We start from the raw sequence: 22,529 nt of genomic DNA on the forward strand, positions 1-22,529 counted from the left end.
GGGTGATATCAGCCGAGACGGTGGTCACGGTCACCGACGTTTCCTTGCGGATCTCGTCGGCGGCTTCCTCCAGAGCCTCTCGTCCGCGCGCCAGCAGCGCCACGTTGACGCCTTCTCGCGCCAGCGCTCGTGCAATGCCCTTGCCAATGCCTTTACTGGCTCCGCACACCAAAGCGGTTCGCCCAGAAAGTCCCAGTTCCATGAGATGTTTCCTTGACTTGATGTCGTGAAGCTCTGCGGCGCACTCAGCCGTGCAGGTAGGCCTTGATGAGACTGTCGTCGGCGAGGACGCCCTGCCATTCGCCGCGCCTGATCTCCTGCGCGACCTTGCCGACGGAGAGCACATAGGCCCGGTCCGTCATTTCGGCGGCGATCGTGATGCTCTGTTCTACCAGCAGGATCGCCATGCCCTGGCTCCGCAGGTTGTTCAGGACGCCAAGGATCTCCTTGACGATCTTCGGGGCGAGCCCCGTCGTGAGTTCGTCGAGGATCAGGAGGTCTGGCTGCAGGAGAAGCGCGCGGGCAATGGCGACCATTTGCTGCTGCCCGCCCGAGAGCAGCCCGACTGACGAGTGATAGCGCTGCTGCACGGCAGGAAAGAGCGTCAGCACCTCCTCGAGGCTGAAGCGCGGGCTACCTCCGGAGGCCTTTCGGCCGGCGCTTTCAGCGAGGCGCAGATTGTCGCGAACGGTCAACTCGACGAAGAGATTTCTGTTTTCGAGCACAACCGCGATGCCGCGCTCGGCCCGGCGGTGCGGCGGCAGGTCGGTTAACTCGACGCCATCCTTGAGAACCCGACCAGCCATCGGTCTCACCAGACCGCACAAGGTTCGCACCAGCGTCGTCTTGCCGGCGCCATTGGGGCCGACGATCGCGACAGCCTCGTTCCGGCTGACCGACATCTCGATTCCATGCAGCACGGGCAGGGCGCCGTAACCAGCCTGGAGTGATTGGATCTGCAGCATGGCTCAGCCTCCCAGATAGGCTTCGCGCACGCGGGGATCGGCCTGGATCGCAGCCATGGGCCCGGATGCGATGATCTCGCCGAAATAGAGAGCGTGCACGGTGTCGGCGATCGTCATCAGGCCCATGTCGTGGCTGACCAGCAGGATGGTCATGCCCTCGCTGTTGAGCATCGCGATCCAGCTGCGCAATTGCCCGATCTCCTCGGTGTTGAGGCCCGAGGAGGGCTCGTCGAGCAGCAGCAGTCGCGGCGCCCCGACATAGGCGCGGGCAAGCTCGACGACGCGGCGCTGGCCGGCTGGCAGGCGTCCGGTCTGCGCATCCAGGAATTTGCCGAGCGCGAACTTGCGACAGGCCTCTTCGGCGGTATTGCGTAGCCGATCGAACTCGCGTCGCGCTGTGGGCGTGCGCAGCATGCTCGCCAGAATGCCGCTGCGGCCGTCCTTGTGCAGACCCACCATCACATTTTCCAGCACCGACATGCGCTCGAATACTTTCGGCGTCTGGAAGGTACGCATCAGACCATGACGGGTGCGCGCCTGGATGCTGTCGGCAGCCATATCGCGCCCGGATAGCAGGACCCGCCCGGCCTTGGGGCGCAGGAATCCGGAGACGATATTGAAGCAGGTGCTCTTTCCCGACCCGTTCGGCCCGATCAGCCCGACGATCTGGCCCTGCGGGACCGCGAAATTGACATCGGACAGCACCTTGAAGCCGCCGAAACTATGGGCGATGCCCGATAATTCCAGGGTCGCTTGCAGGTCGATCGGCCGCGAGGGGAGGCGTTTCAGGTCGGCGACAGCAGTCATCACGCCATCCTCCGTTTCACGAGTTGCGCGAGGCGATCTGCGCCTCCGATCAGCCCGTCGGGCAAGAGGGTGACGACCAGCACCAGCGCCAGCCCGAACAGAACCTGGTGAATGTCGCCGAGACCGCTGAGCAGCTCGGGGATGAATGTGACGAACAGCGCGCCGGCGATGATCCCCCAGACCGATGTCGAGCCGGCGACGACCGGAATCAGGAGGAATGCGATCGAGCGTTCGACCGTGAAGCTCTGCACGCTGATATAGGAGACGTAGTGCGCGAAGAGCGATCCGGCGAGCGAGCCGAGCATGGCGCAGATGACGAACATCGCAGTCTTGAGACGGTGCATGTCGACGCCGAGGACCTCAGCGGCCGGGGCGGCATCGCGCATGGCGCGCATGCCAAGGCCCGGACGCCCGCGGACGAGGTTGTCGGCGAGGAGCAGCACGAGGATCGCGATTGGCCAGACGAGGTAGTAGACCCGCTCGGGCGTATCGAAGGCGAAGCCGACGATGCTGAGCTTGGGAATGCCGCCAATGCCGAGCGTGCCGCCGGTCAGCCAGTCCCATTCGAAGAACAGGACATTGCCGATGAGGCTGAGGGCAAGCGTGGCCAGGGCGAGAAAGAAGCCGGTCAGGCGCAGGACCGGCCAGCCCACGGCGAGGGCAATCAAGGCGCTTGCCACCATGCCGGCCAGGAACCCGGCCAGGGTCGGCAAGCCGAGCTGAACATTCGAGCAGCCCAAGCGTGACGCCGCCCAGCACCGCTCCGAGCGGGTTGCTCAGTCCTCCAAGGATGGCGGCTGCGAAGCCCTTGAGGGTCAGGGCGATGCCCATGTGGTAGTTCACCGCAACCAGGGGAGCGACAAGGATGCCCGCGATCGCGCCGACGGTGCCGCCGAGCAGGAAGGTCAGAGAGCGCATCCGGCGAACATTGATGCCGTTCGTGGCGGCGCCGTCGGGATCCATGGACGCCGCCATCATCGACAGCCCGAGCAGCGTCCTGCCGTAGAAGAGGCGCAGACCGACGACCACGATGATCGCCGTACCGATCAGCCAGAGAGCCTGGATCTGCAGGAAGGCATCGAGGATCTCGATGACGCCTTCTTCGCCCCAGCTCGGCAGGAGATAGGAGTTGCGGCCTGCGAGATAGAGCACTGCGGCAGACAGCGTGACCGCCAGGCCGATGGTGAGCAGCAAGAAGCTTTCCTCGCCCGCGCGCTGGCGCATCATCGGCTGCACGAACAGGCGATCAATGATGACACCGACGGCCGCACCGGAGATGACGCCCAGAAGGATCGACAAGCCATAGGGCAGGCCGACGGGCTCCAGTGCGAAGACGGTGACCATCGCGCCGATCACGGCGAATTCGCCCTGCATCGCGTTGATGATCTGGGTGCCCTTGAAGATCACGGCGAGGCCTATGCCGATCAGCGCATAGACGAAGCCGTTGGTGATCCCGGACAGGATCGCCTGCATGACGAGACTGGCTGACATGATGAGAGGTCCGGTAGGGAAGGCAGGCGCTCGGCACCTGCTCCTCCACGGTCACTTGGCGGCGGAGTAGTCGAGGCGCGTGAACTTGCCCTTGACCAGCTTCGAGTAGTTGAAGCTGGCGAGCGTCAGCCCGCCCATATCCGGGGCAGAAAAGTCGAATTTCGCCATGACGCCCTGGTAGGGACGGCGCATTGCGCTGCAGAGGGCTTCGTTCGTGGCATCGGGCCCGGCTGTCTTGAGCGCCTGCGCCAGCGACATCACGGCATCCCAGCCCGCGGCCTCGAAATGCTTCGGCAGCCGGCCGTGTTCCTTCTGGAACAGGTCCACGAACTCGCGCTGATGTGGCAGCGGGTCTTCGGCGATCAGGAACTCGGCGTGGATGATGTTGTCGGCCGCATCGCCCATGGCCTTGACGTAGTCATAGGTCGCGGTGCCGTGGACGGAGATGATCGGCGCCGTGAGCCTCACCTGCCGCGCATTGCGGAAGGGCATCGGAGACGTTGATATGACGATGACGGCATCCGGCGCGCTCGCCCTCACCTTGGCGGCCTGCGTCGTCAGATCGGTGGCAGCGATCTCGAATTTCTCGACCTGGGACCAGGTGACGCCGAACTCTCCGGCGAGGTCCTTCATGCTGTTCCAGACGACCTGACCGTAGCCGGAATCATGCAGGACGCCGACCTTGCTCGCCTTCATGTCGCGGACATAGGAGAGCAGCGCACGTGCGTTCAACTCCTGTGACGGCGTGATGTGGAACACGCAGGTCCGGTCGCGTTCGACGGCAGGTCCCAGCCCTGAAAAGGCGATCTGGGTCAGCTTCAGCGGCGCCGTGATGCCGCCGACTGCGACGGTCTGGGCGATGCCGGAGGTGCCGATCAGCGCCTTGATCTTGTGAGAGTGCACCAGCGCGTTGACCTTGCTGACGGCGACATCCGGGCTCGACGCGTCGTCCTCGATCAGAATCTCGATCGGCTGACCGTTCACGCCGCCGCGTGCGTTCAAGGTCTTCTGAGCAAGCAGAATGCCTTCCCGCTCAGGGAGGCCGACACCGGCAATGGCGCCCGTGGCTGAGATCACGGCGCCGATCCTGATCGGCGCTCCGCTGGCGGCCGTCTGGGCAAGAGCAGGCATTGGGGACAGCGACAACAGCGCGGTCGGCGCGAGTGCGATGAGCGAACGATAGGCTTGCAGAGCCATGGCTGATTTCTCCCTCCGGATTGGGCGCTGGCCGCGCTCCTTGATTGAGGGGGAGGCTACGAGATTTTCATGTCATGTCAAATATTTTCGAAAATAAAAGATATCATGCGATATTCCGGGGCTTATGTTACAACCCGCGGCACGATGTMGATGTCCAGGATGTGGAGGCAATCTTGAATCTGGTCCGCCCAACCCAGCGCGAGCTCGCTCGTCAGGCGAATGAAGAGCCGAAGGGGCGTACGCGGATGTCGGGCATCTACGAGTTGCTGCGGCGCGACATTCTGGAGTGCCGACTGAAGCCGGGCATGCGCCTCCGTTTCGAGGAGTTGCGGACGCTCTATGAGATCGGCCTCAGCCCGTTGCGCGAAGCTCTTATGAAGCTGGCATCCGATGGGCTGGTGGTTCTGGAGGAGCACAAGGGCTTCCGTGTCGCTCCGGTCTCGCGGTCCGATCTTCTCGATATCACCTACATGCGCAAGGAATTCGATGCCATGGGGGTCAGATTGTCGATCGAGAAGGGGGATGATGCCTGGGAAGCCAACATTCTCGCCTCCCTGCATGAGCTTAGCAAAAAGCCCAAGCTCGGACCGGACGGGCTTGTCGATGCGGAATGGGAGAGGCGCCACCGGGCCTTTCACCTGACCTTGGTCTCGGCCTGCGGCTCCCCGTGGCTGCTTCATTTTCGCGAGCAATTATACGACCAGGCCGATCGCTATCGGCGCTTGTCGGTGCAGTACTTGCGTGAGCCTCGCGACCATCTCGCCGAGCATCGAGAGATTGCGGACGCAGCGCTCGCCCGCGATTCGGAYGCCGCTGTTTTCCTCGTTCGTCGCCACCTGGATCGGACCGTGCAGATCCTTCTCGCGGCAGACGGGGTGCTGTCGGTCGACCTGTAGACATTATCGACAGATAGAAAGATATTCGAAAATCTGTTGACGCCCGGATTTTGGCTGCTACCGTCTCGACATCCAATCAAGGAGATGGCGATGCGGTACGTGAGTTATGTCTCGGGTCAGCAGGCGGGTTTGGCCGTCCGTGATGGCGCTGAGCTTTTCGATCTCGGTTCCGTCGATCTCGGCAAGGTCCTTGCGGATGGACCCGGTGCCGTTGCCGCGCTGGCCCGCGCGCCGCGGGGCAAGCGACTGGACCAGGCCACCCTTCGCTTTCTCCCGCCGGTTGCCCGACCGCCCAAGATCGTTTGCGTCGGGTTGAACTATGTCGATCACGCGGCCGAGAGCCCCTACAAGGACGTCCCGAGCTATCCGGCCGTCTTCCCGCGCTTTGCGTCGAGCCTTATCGGCCATGGCGAAGCCATCGTCCGCCCAGCGGTATCGGCCCAGCTTGATTTCGAGGGCGAGCTCGTGGCCGTGATCGGGCGAGGCGGCCGGCATATCTCGCGTGAAGCGGCGCTCGACCACGTCGCGGGTTATTCGATCTTCAACGACGGCTCGATCAGGGACTACCAGTTCAAGTCACCGCAATGGACGGTCGGCAAGAACTTCGACGATACCGGCGCGTTTGGCCCCGAATTCGTCACGGCCGACGAGTTGCCGCCGGGCGGCAAGGGCTTGAAGATCGAGACGCGCCTCAATGGCGTGGTGGTCCAGTCCGCGAATACCAGCGATCTGGTTTTCCCGCTTGCCGACCTGATCTTCTATCTCAGCGAGGCGATCACGCTGGAGCCTGGCGACCTGATCATTACCGGAACGCCGGCTGGGGTCGGATTTGCCCGCAAGCCGCCGCTCTTCATGAAGGATGGCGACATTTGCGAGGTCGAGATCGAAGGGCTCGGCGTGCTCCGGAATCCGGTGCGCGACGAGGTCGCTGTGGCGAGCGCAGCCTAGCCGCGCCGCCGCGTCGCACTGAACCCAAGCAAGAACAAGAATAGCCCAAAAGAAATGGACTGAACGAGGGAGTTTACGCTCATGACGCCGCTGGTTACCCGCCAGAGCTACATGGCCTTGAATGTCGAGGATCTGGATGCATGCGTAAGGGATGCAGAAAGCGTCCTTGGGTTGCGCATCGTCGACTACCATGACGGGCGCGCCGTGTTGACGGCGACAGGCCGTCGCGCGGAGTTGATGTTGCATCAGGCTTCCGGCAACGCAGCGCGGACGGTGGGCCTCGAGGCACTGGATGGCGATGCCGTCGAGGCCGCGGCCTCGCGCGCCTCAGCGGTTGGACTTGCGGTCTTGTCCCGCGAGCCGTCGCTGCCATGCATCGAGCGCTCGGTCACCTTCACGACCAGCGATGGCCATGTCTTCGAAGTTCATACTCCGATGCCGGCGGACCAGCCACGGCGCTACGCCGGGGCCGGGATTCACCCGCGCGGCATTTGTCACGTCAATCTGACGTCTCCCGATCCCTGGCGGATCTACGGTGAATTGCACGAGACCCTTGGTCTCAAGATTTCGGAGCGCACCTCGGGATGTGAACTGGTCTGGCTTCGCGCTGCCGACGGACGGCATCACACGGTCGGGATCGTCAAGGGGGCTCGACCGGGCATCCATCATTACGCCTGGGAATTTGCCCAGTTCAACGATTTCATGCGGCTCGGCGACGTGCTCGACGCATTGGACCGCGTTGTAGTCTGGGGGCCCGGGCGTCACGGCGCGGGCGACAATCTCTTCGCCTATTATCTCGATCCGGCAGGTTTCATGGTGGAGTGTTCGTCGGAGATGGAAGTCATCGCGAACGATACCGGGTATGAGCCGAAGGTTGCCGATATCGATGCGGACCTGACCAATATCAAGGTCGTGAACCGTTGGGGCGCGCCGCCGCCGCGCCCATGGATCCAGCACCACACCGATTTCGCTGTCTTCGACGGGCACGGTTCCGCGCGCGGCTGAATCGTCCGGCGCTACTGCGGAGGTCAAGTCCGCAGCAGCGGCTCTCGGGAACATCCTGAGATGGGAGAGAGATGTGCTGCTTTCCGGAAAAGTCATCGTCGTCACCGGAGCGGAATCCGGCATCGGCCGGGCCATAGCAGAGGCCTGTGCAGAGCAGGGGGCGAGCCTCATCGTAGCGGGGCTCGACAAGAGCAAACTCGCGGACGTGGCGGCAGCGCTTGGGAGCGCGGGGCGTGATGCTCTGGCTGTCGCAACCGATATCAGAGAGGCGGTGGCCGTCAGCCGATTGTTTTCTGCGGCGGTCGAGCGCTTCGGGCGCATCGATGCTGCCGTGGCGAATGCCGGCATCATCGGCGCGCGAAAACCGGCTGCGGAACTCACGCTGGAGGACTGGCAGCAGGTTCTCGACGTCAATCTCACCGGAACCTTCCTGACGGTTCTGGAGGCCGCACGCGTGATGGTGAGGCAAGGCGGGGGCGGGTCCATCATTGCGACCGGATCGTCGACCGCCCTGCGGCCGGTGTCTGGCCTCTTGCCCTATGTTGCGAGCAAGGGCGGCGTTCACGCGCTGATGCAAGGCCTCGCGCTGGAACTGGCGCCGCACCGGATCCKGGTCAACACGCTCGTCCCGGGCACGACGGCGACGGATGCCACGCGTGCCATGCCCGGCTATCTCGATCAGGTGGCGAAGAGCCTGCCGATGGGCGAGGTCGTCGATGTGCAGGAACTCGGGCGCTATGTCGCCTTTGCCCTGAGCGATCAGCTTCCACATCTGACCGGAGCGCATCTCAAGATCGATGCCGGCCGGACGATCTGAAGGCCCGGACTCTGAGAATCCAAGTCTCTGAAGATCCAGACCGGCATTGCCCGAAACCATTCGAGGATACGTTCATGACCGACCCGACGATCCGCGCAATCGAGCAACTGGAGAAGCGGCGCTATGACGCCATGCTGCAGGCGGATCTCACCGTGCTTGGTGACATGCTCTCCGACAGCCTCGCCTATACGCATTCCAACGCAGCGCGCGACGACAAGGAAAGCTACCTGCAGAAGGTCGGCGCGAAGTTCTTCGACTATCACGCGATTTCCAACGAGGATCAGGAGATCAAGGTCTTTGGGGATGTCGCATTGGTGACCGGCGTCATGAAGGCGGAGGTCACGGTCAACGGCACCGCGAAATCTCTGAACAATCGCTACCTTGCCGTATGGCTCCGAGAAGCTGGAGAATGGCGCTTCGTGGCCTATGCACCGACGCCGGTTTCGTAGCTGGCGCTGGCCGTGTGGCTGAAACGGTGCCGAAGCCCTTTCGCTAAGGGGTGATGGTTCGCTATCATCGAACAATGGCTTGGCGTTTCGACGATGTGCTGACCTTCCTCAAGGTGGTGGAAGCCGGGGGAATTACGGCTGCGGCGAGTGAGCTGAAGCTGTCGAAATCCGTGGTCAGCAAACGCATCAGCGATCTCGAAGAGGCGCTCGGCGTCGCGCTCCTCCACCGCTCGACCCGCAGCGTCACGCCGACCGAACAGGGTTCCTTGTTCCACGACCATATGCGCGACGCGCTGCGCAGCATCGATGAAGCCGTGGAGGTGGTGACCGACCGTACGGGCCCGCTGAAGGGGCGCTTGCGGGTGACGGCACCGATGAGCTTTGCGACATTGCATCTTGGTCCGATGCTGGCTGATTTCGCGCGGCTCCACCCTGGCGTCGAATTCGCGATCGACCTTGACGATCGCATGCTGGATCTGGTTGCGGGCGGTTATGACCTCGCGATCCGCATCGGGCGGTTGCCGGATTCCTCACTTATCGCGCGAAAGCTGTGCCAGAGCCGGCGCATCGTCTGCTGCAGCCCCGCATATGCCCGGGAGACGGCGCTGCCGAGGTCCATCGACGAGATCTCGGCTCATAACTGCATCGACTACGCCAATGCCCATGCCAGCCGGCTCTGGCAGTTCCTCCCCATCGCTCCGGACATGCGCCCGCGCACAGTGGTGACACGCAGCCATCTCGTCACCAATAATGGCGAGGTCATGCGCGATCTGGCGATTGCTGGCCTCGGCCTTGCGGTCCTGCCCCTGTTCATTGCGGCCGATGCTGTTCGCGCGGGGCGGCTGATCCATGTCCTGCCCGATGACGAGCCGCTGCCGGATACGATCTACGCAGTCTATCCGCCGACGCGCCATCTGTCGCACCGCGTCCGGACACTTGTGGACTACCTGAGCAAGCGGCTGGCGAACGGTGTGCCCTGGACGATCCCAAGCGATCAGGGCTCGGCCAGCTGACGCCCTTAGATCATCGGACCGGATATCGTATCCGGTTCGATGATCTAACCCTTTGTGTTTGCATCGGCTTTCCCGAAGACCGCAATCCACTTTTCGGGCCGATGCTTTAGAATTCCCGGCCGAGCCAGCGATCGAGTGACAGCCGGCCACCGCCATGCACCGACATCAGGGCGAAGGTCCCGAGCCAGACCACGGTCAGGTGATAGCCGGTGCCGCGCGGGATCATGACCATCACGAGGATCACCACGAGCTGGATGAACAGCATGAAAGCGAGCGGTCTGGTGAGAAGGCCGATCGCGATGGCGAGACCTCCGAGCAATTCCAGACCGCTGGTGAAATATGCGAGCGGCACGGCCGGCTCCAGACCGAGCCGTTGAAACAGTTCGATGTCGCGGGTCATGCCGTCACCGAACAGCTTGGTCCAGCCGAATGTCGCCATGATCAGCCCGGACGTGGCGCGCATTGCCGCATAGGCCAGAGGTTCCAGAGCGGCGTAGAGGGGCGCCAATTTCGGGATGATAGCGCGCTGCTTATCCAGGTTTTCAGCCATGACGGGGATCCAGATTGCGGAACGTGGGTGATCGATCGGTCGAGTGGGGCGACGCATCGGCGATGCGGCGCAGCGGCCTGTTGCGTTCGGGGCGAGGAAGAGCGGAAGCGGCGCCGGGACGCGTCTTCGCCGGCCGTGTGAGCTGGAACGCAGCAAACGCGGCTAAGGCATCGTCCCGAGCTCTTCACGCGATGCGGTTCAGGAAGCAGGCGATCTCGGTGCGTTCAACATTGGCGGCGCCATGGTCCTGGAAGTGCCGGATATGGTCCCCTTCGTTGTGATGCTTGTCCCGGGCTTCGGTGCTCGCCCAGTGTTCAACGAAGACGAAGCGGCGCGGATCATTCTGGTCGACGAAGAGATCGTACCGCAGACTGCCTTCTTCCCGGCGTGAGGGCTCGACGACATTGGTCAGGTCGCGGCGTAGGTCCGCCTCCTTGCCGTCCTTCGCGTAGAGAGAAACAACGATGAAGAGCTCGCCCATTCTGCCGATCCTCCACGGTGGGCAGGTCAAATCAGAGAAGCGCCCTGCGGCTCCCGCCGGCGGGCCGTTGCCCTGATCGATCCCAGGTTCTCATCCGGATCGATGCAGCACGCTCCCGACGACAGGAGCCGGAACCTGCGTCATTCGAGCCCGAGTGAGACACTCCAGCCTGGATCACGTCACGGCGCCGGCGGCTTTGTCCCGACTTACTCGGTCCGATCGTAGGAGAACTGGATGCCGGCCGTGCCGCCGGTCTCGATGAACAGGTTGATGAAGGCTGGAACGGTCTCCTTGCGGGCCCAATCGCGCTGCAATTCGCAGAAGAGCTGCGGCACGCTGATCATCTTGCCGCCCGCCTGCTCGATCCGCCGCAAGCCCGCCTCATGCGCCGCAACCGAAGTGCCGCCGACAGCATCGGCGACGACATAGACCTCGTAGCCGGAGACGAGTGCGTCGATCGCCGGGAAGGTCAGGCAGGCCTCGGTCCAGAGCGCCGTCATGATCAGTTTCTTGCGCCCGGTCGCTTCGATCGCCTGGCGGAATTCGACATCCTCCCAGGAATTGATTGTGGTGCGATCGATGGTTGGAATGCCCTTCAGGGCCTTCTGGACCTGCGGGATCGGCGGCTTGTTGAGGCCGGTCTTCACATTCACCGTCGAGTGGACGATCGGCAGCCCATAAGCGACGGCCGCCTTCGCGGCACCGACGATGTTGTTGATCATCAACTGTCGGTCCATCGAGGCGATCGAGTTCACCTGAACCGGCTGATAGTCGATGATGATGAAGGCCGAATTCTGCGGCGTCAGCAGGTGATCCTTGCGCGGGTCGCGAATGGCTTCGCTTGTCATGACGTCATCCTCGCTGTTGCTTTGGCACGCTGACCGGTGCCTTGACGGTGGCGCAGCCGCGCCGGGCGCCCGCGACATCGTCGCCTCAGGGTCCGAACGGGCAGGTCAGCCTAGCACCGCGATTCAGCCCCGGAAGCGTACCGCTCCCGAACTCTGTGTTCTTTCTGGTCGAACAATGGTGCTGTGCATGACCTCGCCATCCCCCACGGTGAGGCTCATAATCGCTGCCCGGAAACTCAGGGCCGATGATACAGCGGCGATCGATCCCGATTCCGCTTGGTCCGTGCGCAAGGGAGACGCCGATGAGCTGGCTACCGACGGAAGACCCCATCACGGGCGATCGAAAATCCTGCGATGCACTCGAACTTGTCGTCGTTCCGCGCGTGCGCGACCTCGGCGGCTTCAACGTCCGGCGTGCGCTGCCACATGGAAGGCGCCAGATGGTCGGCCCTTTCATCTTCTTCGATCATTTCGGGCCGGTGCAGTTCATCGCCGGTCATGGCATGGATGTCAGGCCTCACCCTCATATCGGCCTCGCAACAGTGTCCTACCTGTTCGATGGACGCATCATGCACCGGGACAGCGAAGGCAATGTGCAGGAGATCAGCCCGGGCGCCATGAATCTGATGACGGCGGGACGGGGCATTTCCCATTCCGAGCGCACGCCTGAAACCGATCGCGACGGGACCCACACGATGCTCGGGCTGCAAAGCTGGATTGCGCTTCCTGTCGCGCAGGAGGAGATCGCTCCCTCCTTCCAACATTATGGCGCGACGGATCTGCCGACCATCCAGGACCAGGGCGTGAAGGCGCGGATCATCGCCGGTTCCGCCTTCGGCAAGGCGGCGCCCGTCAGCATGGCCTCTGAGTGGTTCTATGTCGAAGTATCGCTTGGCGCAGGCATGAGCGTTCCGCTCGACGCCGATCATGAGGAGCGTGCGATCTATGTCGTCAGCGGCGAGATCGATATCGCGGGCGACCTGTTCGAAGGCCCGCGCCTGTTGATCTTCAAGCCGGGCGACCGGATCACGGTCCGCGCGACCCAGCCGACGACAATGATGTTCCTGGGTGGCGCTGCGCTCGAAGGTCCCCGTTACATCTGGTGGAACTTCGTGTCATCGAGCAAGGAGCGCATCGAGCAGGCCAAGGAAGATTGGAAGCAGGGGCGTTTCGGGCATGTGCCCGATGAGAGCGAATTCATTCCTCTTCCGGAATAGCCAGGCAGTTCGCAGCGGGCGCGCGGGCGGTTCCCAGCCTGCTTTCAGCCGTCGATGATATCGTCATATTCGGGATGCCTGCTGGCCCAACCCGCCATGAAGGAGCAGCGGAGGACGATCTTTCGCCCACTGGCACGGATGAGATCGAAGGTCCCCTTCGCCAGCCTGGAGCCGATGCCCTGACCTGAAAGCTCCTGCGGTACTTCCGTGTGGGTCAGCACGACACGGTTTGCGTCGAGCCGATAATAGGCCAGGGCCAAGCCTCCATCGACCGCCAGTTCGAAGCGGTTCAGGTCCGGGCGGTCGATGACGATGCCATCCATGGCTTTCTTCCCTCCTTGTCGGTTCACGCAAGTTCGAGGCTGCTCCCTTCCCGGTCACCGGGAACGGAGCAATCCGAACAGGCTGCGGATTTGACGATGTCCGCCTCCCATTGCCAAGGCGAGGAGAAGCCCCCCGAACAGGCCGGCATTCTGGAGAAAGATCACGCTCTGGGGCAGGGGGATCGGGCCCGTATCATTCCAGGGGGCATGAGCAACCACGGTCGCCATCGCGGTAAATCCCGCGAGCAGTCCCGCACCGATCCAACTCGTCCGTGGCCAGACCAGCAGGGCTGATCCGCCCAGCTGCGTCACGATGACGGCGGCCGCCATGAGGGTCGGTAGCGGCAATCCATTATGGGCCATTTCCTGTACTGCGCCGCCAAAGTCGAACAGCTTGCTGAGACCGCTGAAGACGAAGCCTCCGGCCAGCAGCATGCGGGCGAGCAGATATCCGGAATGATGTGTCTCGACCTCGGGCGAAGCCCGGTCGCTGGACGAAGTCGGCACTCGAATAGACATGGGTGTTCTCTCCCTGGGGGATTACAAGAGCTTTCCGGGCAGCATGGTCTTGCGGAAGCCAAATGCGATCAGGATCGATGCGAGCATCAGGATGCCGAGCAGCAGGAACGCGTCGCGATAGGCCAGGACGAAGGCTTCCCGTTGCAGCGTGCGGGCGATGAGGGCGGTAGCTGCCCGCGTCGCTTCGATCTCGGGCAGGCGCGACGAGAACATCTGCGACAGCGTCTCGATCCGCTGCGTGGCCTGGATGCTTGCGGTCGTGACATGCTGGCCGAGCAGGTTCGAATGCACCTGTTCCTGAACCCGGACGAAGGTGCCAACGGCGGCCACGCCAACCGCCGAGCCGACCGTGCGCAGGATGTGAACAAGCGATGCGATCCAGGGAATTTCGCGCAGCGAGATGTCTTCGGTGATCAGGACCATGATCGGAATGGCCAGGAATGGCGCGGCGCTCGACTGCACGACAAGGGGAACGAGAACCTGGCTCGCGTTCCACTGGCTGGTCAGGCCTGCCATCATCAGGAGGCCGACGCCCTGCAGCGCGGCGCCGAAGACAAGCAGGCGGCGCGGATCGACCCTGTAGCAGAGGCTGGCGACGAGCGGCATAAGGAGCAGCTGCGGCAAGGCGGAGGCCAGGAACACGCTGCCGCTCTCGAGCGCCCTGTAGCCCTGCACCCGGGCGAAATATTGCGGCAGCACGAGAGCTGATGACATCACCGCGATGCGCGTCAGGAACATCATGAACAGGCCGAGCCCGGTGTTGCGCCGCCAGAGCAGGCGGGGATCGACCAGCGGATCGTGATGCAGGAGCGCGTGGACCAGGGYGCCGCCGAGGAGAAGCGTGGCCGAGGCCGCCAGTCCGGTAATAAGCCCCGAGGCGAACCAGTCGAGGCGGTTTCCCTGATCAAGCGCAGTGACAAGAGCCGCCAGCCCGAGTGAAAGCGCGATCAGGCTGAAACCGTCAGGCCTTCGAAAGCGCATGTACTTGATCGGATCGCGGGTCAGGCCATAGGACCCGGCGAACAGCGTCAATGTTCCCGGCAGCACGTTCAGCCAGAACAGGTACTGCCAGGTGAAGTGGTCCATCACCCAAGCTTCGATCGACACCGAGAGGCTCGGTGTGAAGGCTGAGATCAACGCATAGAAGGAGAGGCCATACAGGCGCATGGGCTGAGGCAGATGACGCATCGTCACCGCATAGGCCATCGGGATCAGGACGCCGGCACTGAGCCCGCGCAAGGCCTGGAACATCAGCAGGACAGTGAGTGACGGGCTGAACGGCGCGGCCAACGAGAAGAGCGTGAAGAGCAGGGAACCGAGGAGCACGCCGCGGGCCGGGGACAGGATCCCGCGTAGCCAGACCGCGGCTGGGATAGCGGCAACCTCCGCCGTAATGTAGGCGGTCGTGATCCAGGAGCCTTCATCGGCTCCGATCCCGAGCGCGCCCCGAATGTCGGCGAGGCCGATTTCAGTCAAGCGCGCATTCACGAGTGCGGTGAACGTGCCGAGCAAGACCGCCGCGACACCGACCAGTGCGCGCAGGCTCGGTGCGGCCGCGATTGGACGCGCAGGGGCTGCGGGATGGATTGCGGTCGCCATGATCGAGCCTCCCGAGGTTGCGGGTTCAGCGTTGAGCCTGTTCCGGCGCCAACCGGTCGGTGTGGATCGTCGTGACGACCGACATTCCGGGACGCAGCAGCCCCTCCAGTTCCGGAGTGGAGTCGAGCGCGATCCGAACTCCGATACGCTGGGCGACCTTGGTGAAATTGCCGGTTGCGTTATCCGCCGGCAGCAAGCTGAACTCCGCGCCGCTGGCGGGCGACAGACGCTCGACGCGGCCGGTCAGGGCGCGGCCAGGGAAGGCATCGATCGTCACGCTGACGGCTTGGCCTGGCCGGACCTGCGAAAGCTGGGTTTCCTTGTAATTGGCCACGACATGCACCCGTGGCAGCGGCACGATCGAGATGAGCTGCGACCCTGTGCGGACATATTGCCCTTCGCGGACCGAACTCGCGTTGGTGATGCCGTCGATCGGGGCAGAGATCCGCGTGTAGCCGAGATCGACGCGCGCAAGGTCGAGAGCCGCGCGCCGGCTTTGCAGTTCGGCTCGAGCCTGCTGATCCTGGGTTCCAAGCACCGCGAGCTGTTGCCGCTGAACTGCGATTTCAGCCCGCTTCTCCAATAGTCGCGCATCGAAGCGCTTCGTATCGGCTACGGCGAGTTCGAGCCGCTGTGCCGTCGTCCAGCCGTCGCGTGTCAACGCCTCCTGCCGACCGCGTTCCTGAACGGCACGGTCGCGATCAGCCAGGATGGCCGCGATGCCGGCTTCTGTCTGAGCGATGACATAATGCTGCAGCTCGGTCCGGCTTTCGGTATTGCGCAAGGCGGCATCGGCTGCTGCGACGCCGGCTTCTGCCTGTCTGACGCGCGCCGCGTGTTCCGTGTCTTCGATCTCGAACAGTGCGTCGCCCGCCTTTACCGGCTGAAAGTCCGCGACCACGACCCGGGTGACCCGGCCCCCGGTTTGCACGCTGACCGGAACGGTGTCGGCTCGAAGATAAGCGTTGTCGGTCGTCTGGTCGGTAAGCCCCGCGATCCAGTGTCCCCATCCCAGAGGGATGACGATGGCAAGCCCGACGCCTCCCACCAGCACGGAGGTGCGGGCGAGGTTGATCAGCGCGCGGCGCGGCTTTCTCTTGTGCTGTGCCGGTTGTTCGCTTGTCTTTGCGGCGGGGCCTTCTGCCGGGCGAAGGCGGGCGACTGCAGCGCTCATGTCGATGTTCCTCACCGGCCAATCTGATCTGCCGGGTGCGGCCCGAATATGGGATCTCAGGGCTTATGATTGAAATGAAACTATGCCATTTGAAGAATGAGTGCTGCTCATATGGCTTCCCCTCGATGAGAGCGGGGCACCTCGTGAGACGAAGGGAGCTGCGGAGCGCTTCGGCTGCCGGCTGTGGTCGCAAGGCAGGCGGCCAGGCTGTCTGGCGAAGGGACGAAGATGAAACCTGCCATTCACAAGCTGCGTGCCGAGGCGGTTTCCCCTGGCGAGCTCGGTTCCGGGGGCAGCTGGCGGTCCGGTCGCGAAGGAGCGCGAGCAAGAGCTCCCCGGTTCTCAATTGGATAAAGCTCGGCCAATGAGCATCCTTCACAAGCTTGATTTGAATCTCATCCGCGTCTTCGATGCGGTCATGGAAGAGCGAGGCGCCTCCCGCGCCGCTGCTCGCCTGGGTTTGACCCAATCAGCCGTCAGTCATTCCCTGAACAAGCTGCGGCGGATCCTCGACGACGAATTGTTCGTACGCGGCCCCGGCAGAATGCACCCGACGCCGCGCGCTGAAGAGTTGGCACAGCCGATCAAGAGCGCACTTCGTCAGATCGAGGCGGCGTTTCACGGGCCTGTATTCGAACCGGGCTCATCTGAGACGCGCTTCGTCATTGCTACATCCGACTATGTCATCGGCGCCCTGATGCCGCCCGTTCTTTCAAAACTGGGACGGATCGGGCCTGGCCTGCGGTTCTGGCTGCGCCCGTTCAATGATCTCAACCTCGTGGAAGAACTCGATCGCGGAACCCTGCATCTCGTCATTGGAGCGTTCGGGCGCGTCCCGTCCCGCCTTGTCATGGAGCCTCTTTTCACAGGACCGAATGTCTGGGTCATGCGGAGAGGGCATCCTGCTGCGACCGGCACCTTTGGTGTGGAGGAACTGGCGGAATTCCCGCATCTCGACATTCTCATCGCCGGCCAAGGCGCAATGACTGCGGGCGGAACAATCGACCAGGAGGGCCTCGAACGGGCCTATGTCAGCAGCAATCCGCTCCAGCTCGAAGCGCTGATGGCGGAGCGTGGCCTGACACGCAAGGTCGGGGCGGTTGTGTCTCATATTCTCACGGTGCCCCCGATTATCGCTGCCACCGACATGATTGCGTTCGTCCCCAAGCAATTGGCGGAGCAGAATCCGGGGCTTGAATTCCGTGATCCGCCCTATCCAAGCCCGGCGCTTCAGATCTCGATGCTGTCCCACCGCACGATGGGAGCACACCCATCGGTTGCCTGGTTGCGGCAGGAATTGGTCCGGGRGCTTGCGAGCCTGTCGGGCTAGGCGTGCTCCGAACGCAATGATCCTGCGGGCCATGCGTGCGTTCGGGGCCTGTGCCGGGCGGCACAGGGGCAGGGGGCAGTCCTCTCCAAGACCGGCGGCCAATCTCCTCGGAAGGGTGAGTTCATTGCCGCGATGGCCCGGGCACAACATGCAGTGTCGTCCCTAGACGTCACTTCCACCCCGTTTCAATTCCCAGGTCAGTATCGCCAGTGCGAGCCGTTCGAGCTCGAGGTCCGTCATCGGATTATGGGCGGCTGCGGCGTGGATCTCACCGGCACGCGCACAAGCACGCAGGTAATCGGCCTCCGAATTCAGCACGATTGGGCGCCGGCCAGGGAACTCGGGAGCGCGGTTTCGGCGGCGCTCTGGTCGTTCGTCACGCATTCCTGATCATCGCGTTTTTGACCGCCATCGATCGCCATCCTCGAATGCCATCATGGTGCGGCGAGAGGTTAGGCTCATCGCTGCCGATGACAACCCTGCGTTGCGATCGTTGGATGGTTTCGTTAATCAAGCACTAACCGCTGGGAATGGCACCATGAACAGCCGCGGCCGTTCGACCTTGACCTTCGCCAGCAAAGCGGGAGCCGCCACGCTTCAGTCGCGCAGTCCCGACGCGATCGGGTTGGCGAACGAGGCGATCGCCGGCAGCAGGCTGAGAACGGTGCCGACGACGAACAGCAGGGCGATCTGCAGGAATTCAGGCTTGTCCAGTGCGATCGTGAGGCGAAGGCCGGTCTGCGCCTCGATCAGGCCTGACAGGACGCCGGCAGCAGCACCACCGAGCAACAGCCCGGCGATACAGCCGAGCGCCATCAGCAGGGCCATGCCGAGCCAGATCACGAGCAGGACGTAGAGCCGGGATGCGCCCATGGCACGCAATACGGCGTAGCGCCGCCGCCGCAGCCCGGTCACCGCAATCAGCAGCAGAAGGATCGAGGCCAGCACCAGCGTCGCATTCAGCGTGGAAGCGAAGACAAGCACACCACGCGCGTCGCCGAGCGAGCGATAGATCCCGACCAGGACTTCGGCGGGAAAGAACGCCATCGTCCCGCCCTGGCGATACTGGCTGCGCAGGGCATAGGCCCCGGCCACGCTGCGCGGCTTGACGACGATCGCGGGCACGCCGGGCACAGGCACGCCATCGAAGGGCGGCCCGATCGTCTCGGTGCCTGCGGCGTGTCCATTGCCGAGCCCGTGAACCTCCCAGACGCTCTCGATCGGTACCAGGATCGCGCGGTCCCAGGGCGATCCGAGCGGCGGCAGGCGGCCGACGATGGTGTAGTCGTGGCCGGCATGGCGGTGTCCGGCCTCGTCCTCATCCTCCTCGCCCGCTTTATGAGTCTGGCCGGCAACACCATGCGACGGCGTGATGCTCTCGCCGAGCCGATAGTCGACATCGGCGCCGATCAAGGCTTCGCGTTCCCTGGCGAAGAGGCGCCCCTCGCTCGGTGTGACGCGGCCCCAGCGCGTGGCAAAGGCCGCGGTCGTGCCGATGATCGGATAGCCACGTGTGACGTCGCCGAAGGCGATCGGCGCGAAGGCGGCGACACGCTCGTCCCGGGCCAGCGACTGCAGGACGCTTCCCTCCATCAGCGGGATCGCGTCGAGCTGCAGATAGACCGTCGACATCAGCAACTGGGTCTGGCTGCCGGGCGCACCGATGAGGAGGGCGAAGTCATCCGCCGCGGCGGCCGAACTCTGCCGCAGCGCCCGCTCCTGCGCGCCGATCGCCACGCCGACTGCAACCGCCAGCGCTATCAGGACGACAATCGCGGCCGCCGTCCAACGCAGGGCGCGAAGATCGGCGAGGATCATTGCGAAGGGATTCATGCGGCCTGCTTCGCAATCGGAGACGCGGCCTTGATGTCGAGCCGATGCTTCATCCGCGCCAGGAGCGCGGCATCATGCGTGGCGCAAATCAAGGTGGCGCCGGCCTCAACGGCCGCATCGACCAGCAAGGCGCCCACCTCATCGGCATGGGCCGCATCCAGACTGGCCGTGGGTTCGTCGGCGAGGATCATGGCAGGCTGCCGGCAGACCGCGCGGGCAATCGCAACCCGCTGCTGCTCGCCACGTGAAAGTACTCCTGTCCGGCGGCGCAGATCAGTGAGACCCATGCGCGCGGCGACGGTCTTGGCATGCTCCCGCTCGGCCGGGCCAACCCTCCAGGATGAGAAGGTCGTGGGCAGCGTGATGTTGCCAAGGATGTCGAGTTCCGGGATCAGGTGGAAATCCTGGAAGACGGAGCCGAGCGTCGAGAGACGCCAGCGGTCGCGATTGCCGGGCGACAGGGAGGAGATCTCCGTCTCGCCCCATGAGACCCTGCCTGTGCTCGGCACGATCAGCCCGGCAATCAGGTGCAGAAGCGAGGTCTTGCCGGAGCCTGAGKGGCCGCGCAAACCGATATGAGCGCCGGAAGGCACTGTGAGTTCGGGAACGTCCAGCACGCGGAAAGGGCGCCCGTCGCCGCCGCGATGGTCGAGTGTCACGTTTGAAAGCCGCAATGTCCGAGCGGCGGATCGCTCAGGCGAGTGTGAAGCGGGCATCGACGAGTCTGATCTGGCTGACGAAGCCGGTTTCCTGATCCGTGGCCGAGCCTATCTCCAGCCGACCCGACACGACGACCTTGCGACCGGCGCTGACCATTGGCGTGATCTCCTTCATGAAGACGACGACGATGTCGACTGGCCAGTCGGCATCCGATTGGCAGAACGGGCAGATCGCCAGCGGCTCGCGCGTGAGCACGAAGAAGTGGCTTTCCGGCTTCAGCGGAGGCGCCATGTAGCCGGTCAGGCGTACCTCTTGTCCGCGCAGGGCCGTGACGCGGTCCGAAAACTGGAAGCCGAGCACGCCGAAGGATCTGTAGAGGCCGTCGAAGGCGATCGTGGCCGGCTCCGCCGCTCGGACATCCCTGCAAAGCAGGGCCACCGCGAGACCCGTGAGGGTCACGCGGCGGGTGGTCAGCATCTCATGGCGTTGCCGTTGCATCGCTCGTCCCTGTCGGCGGATGGCCGGCCTACTTGCCGCCTTACTTACTTGCCGCCCAGCGCCAGTGCTTCCGCCATGACGCGGAAGACATAGGTGTTGGGCTTATGGCCGCGGAACTTCTCGGCGCCCGGGYCCATCGCAGTCAGGATCACGTCGTCGGCGGAGTGGACGCCGCTATTGGCGTCGAAGGGCAGGTTGCCTGTCCGGCGCGCGGCCAGCGGGCCGGTGCAGTCCTTCTCGTTCGCGATATTGGTCTTGCCATCCGGGCCCTTGACCGCCGGCACGCGTTCGCCGGTCATGTCCGGGCGGCCGGTGTCGCAGGTGTCGGGATAGCTGCCATAGACCACTGCGAGGCGGCGCGAGGTGTCGACCTTGGTGGGGTAGCCGTCCACGTCGAGCGGGCCGTAGTTCGGCGGCACGGAGTCGGCGTAGACGCCGAGCTTGTCGCGCAGGAGCTGGCCCGGACGGTCGTCGTCATAGGTGCCGATGATCGAGATCGGATGGGCGTGATCGGGCACCACGATGATCAGGGTGTCGTTGCGGTCGCCGGCGAAGTCCTTCGCCACCTTCACCGCGTTGTCGAGCATGATCGTATCGAACACCGAACGCTCCCAGTCGAGCGAATGGCTGTACTTGTCGATGCGGGCCGACTCGACCATCAGGAAGAAACCGTCCTCGTTGCCCTTGAGCATGTCGAGCGCAGCCTTGGTTTGCTCTACCACGTCCGGCTGGTCGGGGAACTTCGAAACCGTGCCCTTCTTGGTCAGCCGCAGATCGAACGCGCCGTCGATGTTACCGGTGTTGTAGAGGCCGAGCAGCTTTTTCGAGCCGGCCGCGACAGCCGCGTTCATTTCCGTCTTGGTGGTCGCGAGCGTGTAGCCCGCCTCCTTGAACTTGGCGATGAAGTCGAGCTCATCGGTCCGCTTCGAACCGTGGGTCGCCTTGGACAGGAAGTTCGGGGAGCCGCCGCCCATGATCACGTCGGGCTGCACATCGTGGAACATCTTGACGATGTCGTTGAAATCCGAGCGGCGGCGGGTGTGGGCCACCATCGAAGCCGGGGTCGCGTCCTCGATTTCCGAGTTGGTGACGACGCCGATCGCCATCTTGCCGCGACGCTTGATCACCTCGGCGATGGTCTCGACCTTGGGATGGTCGAGCGTCAGGGCGTTCTTGGCGCAGTAGACGCCGAGTGCGTTGACGCAGGATTTATGGCCGGTGGTGTAGGCATGGGCGGCATTGGCGCTGTCGGTCACGATCGAGTCCGTGCCCGAGGTCGAGATCAGCGCCATGTTGGACATGTCGTCCATGGCGAGCTCGCCATTGTAGCGACCTTCGTCCCAGCCCTTGGAGAGAATGCGGGCCGCGGTGCGGTTGGCGACCGACATGCCGTCACCGATGAAGAGGATGACGTTCTTGGCGCGGCGCGGCTGGGTGGTGGCGAAGACCTCCCATTTGACCGTCGCCTTGTTGGTTCCCTGCTTCGCCTCGACGGTATAATTGCCCGCCGGAAGCGTCGCGCCACGCAGCCACAGCGCCGAATGCTTCTGGCCTTCCTCGTTCTGCATGAAGGTCGTGGCCTTGCCGAAGATTTCGGCGGCCGGCTTGCCGTTGATCGTGACCGCGACATCGGCCGAGGTCGGCGCGTTCGGGAACTCGACCTTGAAGTCGAAGCGCGAGCCCTCGAGGATTTCGGCACGGTTGATGGGATAGATCGTCTGCGCGGCGACAGGGGCCGCAGCGAAGGCGCTGCCAATTGCTACCGCATGCCAAAGCGTTCTCAGTTGCATCCCCAACCTCCGATAATCCGTGATCCCTTGGATGGGGTGAGCTAGTTGCAGCCGCACATGACAGGATGGCGACAGCCCTGCATGTTGTTGAATACCATCCGACCACGCCTGCCCCAACA

Annotated in this window: 25 protein-coding genes and 1 pseudogene; 8 read left to right on the top strand and 18 right to left on the bottom strand. The window is 63.7% G+C overall.

The features are described from left to right. The 6 genes and pseudogenes from AC1DRP_RS16605 to AC1DRP_RS16630 form a co-directional block, all read right to left on the bottom strand. The coding region (locus AC1DRP_RS16605) for an SDR family NAD(P)-dependent oxidoreductase (RefSeq protein ID WP_476769014.1) at window positions 1-202 on the bottom strand (202 nt) is incomplete at its 3' end. Between the two features lie 43 nt (window positions 203-245). Next, window positions 246-965 carry an ABC transporter ATP-binding protein gene (locus AC1DRP_RS16610; protein WP_441508049.1) on the bottom strand — a complete coding sequence of 240 codons (720 nt, stop codon included), beginning with the start codon at window positions 963-965 and terminating at the stop codon, window positions 246-248. 3 nt (window positions 966-968) lie between these two features. Next, window positions 969-1,772, bottom strand: a complete 804-nt coding sequence (locus AC1DRP_RS16615) for an ABC transporter ATP-binding protein (protein ID WP_441508050.1) — start codon at window positions 1,770-1,772, stop codon at window positions 969-971. Further along, window positions 1,772-2,512: a branched-chain amino acid ABC transporter permease gene (locus tag AC1DRP_RS16620; RefSeq protein ID WP_476769015.1), complete on the bottom strand. Its 741-nt coding sequence runs from the start codon at window positions 2,510-2,512 to the stop codon at window positions 1,772-1,774. The genes AC1DRP_RS16615 and AC1DRP_RS16620 overlap by 1 nt, the downstream gene beginning before the upstream one ends. A 46-nt stretch (window positions 2,513-2,558) precedes the next feature. Next, window positions 2,559-3,263 (bottom strand): annotated as a pseudogene (locus AC1DRP_RS16625) (branched-chain amino acid ABC transporter permease); the annotation flags it as partial. Window positions 3,264-3,314: 51 nt separating this feature from the next. Continuing rightward, window positions 3,315-4,460, bottom strand: a complete 1,146-nt coding sequence (locus AC1DRP_RS16630; RefSeq protein WP_441508053.1) for an ABC transporter substrate-binding protein — start codon at window positions 4,458-4,460, stop codon at window positions 3,315-3,317. Window positions 4,461-4,534: 74 nt separating this feature from the next. Between AC1DRP_RS16630 and AC1DRP_RS16635 the strand changes: the two genes are divergently transcribed. The 6 genes from AC1DRP_RS16635 to AC1DRP_RS16660 all read left to right on the top strand — a co-directional run bounded on the left by AC1DRP_RS16635 (window position 4,535) and on the right by AC1DRP_RS16660 (window position 9,588). Next, a complete protein-coding gene (locus tag AC1DRP_RS16635) occupies window positions 4,535-5,356 on the top strand; it encodes an FCD domain-containing protein (RefSeq protein WP_476769016.1) in 822 nt (273 codons plus the stop codon). 90 nt (window positions 5,357-5,446) lie between these two features. Further along, the gene (locus AC1DRP_RS16640; RefSeq protein ID WP_441508055.1) at window positions 5,447-6,304 is read left to right on the top strand and encodes a fumarylacetoacetate hydrolase family protein; all 858 of its coding nucleotides are present in this window, start codon (window positions 5,447-5,449) and stop codon (window positions 6,302-6,304) included. Window positions 6,305-6,385: 81 nt separating this feature from the next. After that, window positions 6,386-7,309, top strand: coding sequence for a VOC family protein (locus AC1DRP_RS16645; protein ID WP_441489955.1), 924 nt, complete (start codon window positions 6,386-6,388; stop codon window positions 7,307-7,309). Window positions 7,310-7,382: 73 nt separating this feature from the next. Beyond that, entirely contained in the window at window positions 7,383-8,126 is a 744-nt protein-coding gene (locus tag AC1DRP_RS16650; RefSeq protein WP_476769017.1) for an SDR family NAD(P)-dependent oxidoreductase, read from the top strand. 74 nt (window positions 8,127-8,200) lie between these two features. Further along, entirely contained in the window at window positions 8,201-8,575 is a 375-nt protein-coding gene (locus tag AC1DRP_RS16655; protein ID WP_441508058.1) for a nuclear transport factor 2 family protein, read from the top strand. Window positions 8,576-8,649: 74 nt separating this feature from the next. After that, window positions 8,650-9,588 (top strand): LysR family transcriptional regulator, encoded by a 939-nt coding sequence (locus tag AC1DRP_RS16660; RefSeq protein ID WP_441508059.1) that lies wholly within the window; start codon window positions 8,650-8,652, stop codon window positions 9,586-9,588. Between the two features lie 106 nt (window positions 9,589-9,694). Here AC1DRP_RS16660 and AC1DRP_RS16665 read toward each other — a convergent pair whose 3' ends face one another. From AC1DRP_RS16665 to AC1DRP_RS16675, 3 genes are all read right to left on the bottom strand, one after another. Continuing rightward, window positions 9,695-10,138 carry a DoxX family protein gene (locus AC1DRP_RS16665; protein ID WP_441508060.1) on the bottom strand — a complete coding sequence of 148 codons (444 nt, stop codon included), beginning with the start codon at window positions 10,136-10,138 and terminating at the stop codon, window positions 9,695-9,697. A gap of 184 nt (window positions 10,139-10,322) precedes the next feature. Beyond that, window positions 10,323-10,619 (bottom strand): putative quinol monooxygenase, encoded by a 297-nt coding sequence (locus tag AC1DRP_RS16670; protein WP_441489960.1) that lies wholly within the window; start codon window positions 10,617-10,619, stop codon window positions 10,323-10,325. A gap of 206 nt (window positions 10,620-10,825) precedes the next feature. Further along, window positions 10,826-11,467, bottom strand: coding sequence for a hydrolase (locus tag AC1DRP_RS16675; RefSeq protein ID WP_441508061.1), 642 nt, complete (start codon window positions 11,465-11,467; stop codon window positions 10,826-10,828). A gap of 302 nt (window positions 11,468-11,769) precedes the next feature. On the opposite strand from AC1DRP_RS16675, the gene AC1DRP_RS16680 reads away from it, so the two are divergent. Next, window positions 11,770-12,684, top strand: a complete 915-nt coding sequence (locus AC1DRP_RS16680; protein WP_441508062.1) for a pirin family protein — start codon at window positions 11,770-11,772, stop codon at window positions 12,682-12,684. A 44-nt stretch (window positions 12,685-12,728) separates the two neighbouring features. On the opposite strand, the gene AC1DRP_RS16685 is transcribed toward AC1DRP_RS16680, so the two are convergent. From AC1DRP_RS16685 to AC1DRP_RS16700, 4 genes are read right to left on the bottom strand one after another with little or no spacing between them, the layout of a single operon-like run. Further along, window positions 12,729-13,007 carry a GNAT family N-acetyltransferase gene (locus AC1DRP_RS16685; RefSeq protein WP_441508063.1) on the bottom strand — a complete coding sequence of 93 codons (279 nt, stop codon included), beginning with the start codon at window positions 13,005-13,007 and terminating at the stop codon, window positions 12,729-12,731. A gap of 54 nt (window positions 13,008-13,061) precedes the next feature. Beyond that, entirely contained in the window at window positions 13,062-13,526 is a 465-nt protein-coding gene (locus AC1DRP_RS16690; RefSeq protein WP_441508064.1) for a DoxX family protein, read from the bottom strand. A gap of 21 nt (window positions 13,527-13,547) precedes the next feature. Next, window positions 13,548-15,125 (bottom strand): DHA2 family efflux MFS transporter permease subunit, encoded by a 1,578-nt coding sequence (locus AC1DRP_RS16695; protein ID WP_476769018.1) that lies wholly within the window; start codon window positions 15,123-15,125, stop codon window positions 13,548-13,550. A 25-nt stretch (window positions 15,126-15,150) separates the two neighbouring features. Further along, entirely contained in the window at window positions 15,151-16,299 is a 1,149-nt protein-coding gene (locus tag AC1DRP_RS16700) for an HlyD family secretion protein (protein ID WP_441508066.1), read from the bottom strand. A 253-nt stretch (window positions 16,300-16,552) separates the two neighbouring features. On the opposite strand from AC1DRP_RS16700, the gene AC1DRP_RS16705 reads away from it, so the two are divergent. After that, the gene (locus AC1DRP_RS16705; RefSeq protein WP_476769019.1) at window positions 16,553-17,629 is read left to right on the top strand and encodes a LysR family transcriptional regulator; all 1,077 of its coding nucleotides are present in this window, start codon (window positions 16,553-16,555) and stop codon (window positions 17,627-17,629) included. 162 nt (window positions 17,630-17,791) lie between these two features. On the opposite strand, the gene AC1DRP_RS16710 is transcribed toward AC1DRP_RS16705, so the two are convergent. The 5 genes from AC1DRP_RS16710 to AC1DRP_RS16730 all read right to left on the bottom strand — a co-directional run bounded on the left by AC1DRP_RS16710 (window position 17,792) and on the right by AC1DRP_RS16730 (window position 22,410). After that, window positions 17,792-17,947: a hypothetical protein gene (locus AC1DRP_RS16710; RefSeq protein ID WP_441489968.1), complete on the bottom strand. Its 156-nt coding sequence runs from the start codon at window positions 17,945-17,947 to the stop codon at window positions 17,792-17,794. Between the two features lie 279 nt (window positions 17,948-18,226). Then, window positions 18,227-19,462: an FtsX-like permease family protein gene (locus AC1DRP_RS16715; protein ID WP_441508068.1), complete on the bottom strand. Its 1,236-nt coding sequence runs from the start codon at window positions 19,460-19,462 to the stop codon at window positions 18,227-18,229. After that, on the bottom strand, window positions 19,459-20,121 hold the full coding sequence (locus tag AC1DRP_RS16720) for an ABC transporter ATP-binding protein (protein WP_476769020.1): 663 nt from the start codon (window positions 20,119-20,121) through the stop codon (window positions 19,459-19,461). The genes AC1DRP_RS16715 and AC1DRP_RS16720 overlap by 4 nt, the downstream gene beginning before the upstream one ends. Window positions 20,122-20,155: 34 nt before the next feature. Next, window positions 20,156-20,620, bottom strand: coding sequence for a hypothetical protein (locus tag AC1DRP_RS16725; RefSeq protein WP_441508070.1), 465 nt, complete (start codon window positions 20,618-20,620; stop codon window positions 20,156-20,158). A 44-nt stretch (window positions 20,621-20,664) separates the two neighbouring features. After that, window positions 20,665-22,410, bottom strand: a complete 1,746-nt coding sequence (locus tag AC1DRP_RS16730) for an alkaline phosphatase (protein WP_476769021.1) — start codon at window positions 22,408-22,410, stop codon at window positions 20,665-20,667. Window positions 22,411-22,529 lie beyond the last annotated feature (119 nt).

The organism is Allobosea sp. 01N443 (genome assembly GCF_056399325.1).

Excerpts from the sequence above, each read along its gene's own strand:
- AC1DRP_RS16610 (WP_441508049.1), bottom strand. The coding sequence starts at position 965 with ATGCTGCAGATCCAATCACTCCAGGCTGGTTACGGCGCCCTGCCCGTG.
- AC1DRP_RS16615 (WP_441508050.1), bottom strand. The coding sequence starts at position 1,772 with ATGACTGCTGTCGCCGACCTGAAACGCCTCCCCTCGCGGCCGATCGAC.
- AC1DRP_RS16630 (WP_441508053.1), bottom strand. The coding sequence starts at position 4,460 with ATGGCTCTGCAAGCCTATCGTTCGCTCATCGCACTCGCGCCGACCGCG.
- AC1DRP_RS16640 (WP_441508055.1), top strand. The coding sequence starts at position 5,447 with ATGCGGTACGTGAGTTATGTCTCGGGTCAGCAGGCGGGTTTGGCCGTC.
- AC1DRP_RS16645 (WP_441489955.1), top strand. The coding sequence starts at position 6,386 with ATGACGCCGCTGGTTACCCGCCAGAGCTACATGGCCTTGAATGTCGAG.
- AC1DRP_RS16655 (WP_441508058.1), top strand. The coding sequence starts at position 8,201 with ATGACCGACCCGACGATCCGCGCAATCGAGCAACTGGAGAAGCGGCGC.
- AC1DRP_RS16660 (WP_441508059.1), top strand. The coding sequence starts at position 8,650 with ATGGCTTGGCGTTTCGACGATGTGCTGACCTTCCTCAAGGTGGTGGAA.
- AC1DRP_RS16665 (WP_441508060.1), bottom strand. The coding sequence starts at position 10,138 with ATGGCTGAAAACCTGGATAAGCAGCGCGCTATCATCCCGAAATTGGCG.
- AC1DRP_RS16670 (WP_441489960.1), bottom strand. The coding sequence starts at position 10,619 with ATGGGCGAGCTCTTCATCGTTGTTTCTCTCTACGCGAAGGACGGCAAG.
- AC1DRP_RS16675 (WP_441508061.1), bottom strand. The coding sequence starts at position 11,467 with ATGACAAGCGAAGCCATTCGCGACCCGCGCAAGGATCACCTGCTGACG.
- AC1DRP_RS16680 (WP_441508062.1), top strand. The coding sequence starts at position 11,770 with ATGAGCTGGCTACCGACGGAAGACCCCATCACGGGCGATCGAAAATCC.
- AC1DRP_RS16685 (WP_441508063.1), bottom strand. The coding sequence starts at position 13,007 with ATGGATGGCATCGTCATCGACCGCCCGGACCTGAACCGCTTCGAACTG.
- AC1DRP_RS16690 (WP_441508064.1), bottom strand. The coding sequence starts at position 13,526 with ATGTCTATTCGAGTGCCGACTTCGTCCAGCGACCGGGCTTCGCCCGAG.
- AC1DRP_RS16700 (WP_441508066.1), bottom strand. The coding sequence starts at position 16,299 with ATGAGCGCTGCAGTCGCCCGCCTTCGCCCGGCAGAAGGCCCCGCCGCA.
- AC1DRP_RS16715 (WP_441508068.1), bottom strand. The coding sequence starts at position 19,462 with ATGAATCCCTTCGCAATGATCCTCGCCGATCTTCGCGCCCTGCGTTGG.
- AC1DRP_RS16725 (WP_441508070.1), bottom strand. The coding sequence starts at position 20,620 with ATGCAACGGCAACGCCATGAGATGCTGACCACCCGCCGCGTGACCCTC.